Raw genomic sequence first — 1,416 nt, 5'->3', positions numbered from 1 at the left:
TATAAATATACGATTTTCAAATATATAATATCAATTAGATACAAATTGACCATCAATGGGTTCAGTATCGATCAAACCTGACATCCTGCCTCCCATACCCTGGACAAGCTCTGAATTGTTGGATATAACAGTTCCTGCCCCGTCGCAGGCGGTTACGGTTGCATCAAGAAAACCACTGCGCAAACCAGACATCATTATTTCTGAAGCTCCAAAAGCTACAAAAGTATCATGCCCAAGGAGATGACGCTTGGCTGTGAACATTCCGTAGTCTTTTATCTTGGACTCTACATTCTTTTTGACTTCTTCAGAGGTAATTTTCTGGACACCGCTTAGCTTGTCAATGAGAGGACACCATTCAAGTTCAGACTCTCCAACTTCGATTACTTCACCATCCTTTACTACTACTCTTGTTTTTCCCATTATTTCCATTATATGAGGCATGATTGTACCCTCAATTATTGGCACTTTTAGCTTTGGCTTCTGCCTTGGAGTTAAATTTGGCAGGGTCGATTATAAATCTCTCGTGTGTGCCCTCAGAAATCTTGTCAACACCATCATCAGCTATAATTGAAAAAGTGAGCTTTCTTCCCTCTATTTTTTCCAATTTTGTCTTTACCGTAACAGTCAAACCGGGTGGAGTAGCCGCCGAATGACTTAATCTAACATCGGTACCTACAGTCTGCTCAGCAGGAAAATCTAAATAGGGATTTATTGCTTGAATACAGGTCCATTCAAATAATCCAACCATGAATCCAGTGGCAAAAACTTTTGGCATAACCTGAAATTCAGGTGATTCTGGATAAAGGAAAGGAACAGTCTTATTATCTGGTATTTTGAACTTGAACTCGTAAGCTAGACCAGGTTTCAAAGAAGAACTATCCATATATAACCTCCTTTTGAACATTCTACACAAATAACTTCTTTAACTCTGGGACTTAGCAGTTGAACTGATGAAAAAGTAACACTAACATTAACTGTCTAATATGAAAATTAAAACAACAACGTGTAACAATTTGTTACTATTCAGGTAGCCTTTTTAGGGCTACACAATTTTTCCTCTTTTCGAGGAAAAATTGGATTTACAATGAGTTATTTCTATCTTTGATGAAACGTGAAGAGATTCTTGCTCTGTGTACTTCAAATCCTGAAGTTATTGCAACTTACATTGAGAGTCTTGAATCTCAAATAAAACAGCTTAGTGAAAAATTGCAAGTTTTAGAATCTCGCTTAAATCAAAATAGCAGAAACAGCAGTAAACCTCCTTCTACTGATTTTTTTGTCAAAGGAAAACCTAATCCCAAGAGTCTCCGTAAAAAGAGCGAAAAGAACCCTGGAGGTCAAGAAGGTCATCCAGGAACAACTCTTAAAATGGTTGATAATCCTGATTAGGTAATAGAGCATTCTTTGAACTGCTGC

The 1,416-nt window shown here is 37.5% G+C and carries 1 protein-coding gene and 2 pseudogenes; 1 reads left to right on the top strand and 2 read right to left on the bottom strand.

What is annotated here, in order from left to right; genetic code table 11:
* Window positions 1-51: 51 nt before the first annotated feature.
* Both ASJ81_RS12720 and ASJ81_RS12715 read right to left on the bottom strand, forming a co-directional pair.
* Window positions 52-441, bottom strand: a pseudogene (locus ASJ81_RS12720) (DUF2099 family protein); the annotation flags it as partial.
* 10 nt (window positions 442-451) lie between these two features.
* The gene (locus ASJ81_RS12715) at window positions 452-883 is read right to left on the bottom strand and encodes a thioesterase family protein (protein WP_095644755.1); all 432 of its coding nucleotides are present in this window, start codon (window positions 881-883) and stop codon (window positions 452-454) included.
* A 218-nt stretch (window positions 884-1,101) separates the two neighbouring features.
* On the opposite strand from ASJ81_RS12715, the pseudogene ASJ81_RS12710 reads away from it, so the two are divergent.
* Window positions 1,102-1,386, top strand: a pseudogene (locus ASJ81_RS12710) (DUF6444 domain-containing protein); the annotation flags it as partial.
* Between the last annotated feature and the right edge of the window lie 30 nt (window positions 1,387-1,416).

The organism is Methanosarcina spelaei (assembly GCF_002287235.1).
In the GTDB taxonomy this organism is placed as follows: domain Archaea; phylum Halobacteriota; class Methanosarcinia; order Methanosarcinales; family Methanosarcinaceae; genus Methanosarcina; species Methanosarcina spelaei.
This window is presented reverse-complemented; position numbering and strand designations above follow the sequence as displayed.

What these genes read in the sequence shown, in the direction of transcription:
- ASJ81_RS12715 (WP_095644755.1), bottom strand. Translation starts at nt 883, where the DNA reads ATGGATAGTTCTTCTTTGAAACCTGGTCTAGCTTACGAGTTCAAGTTC.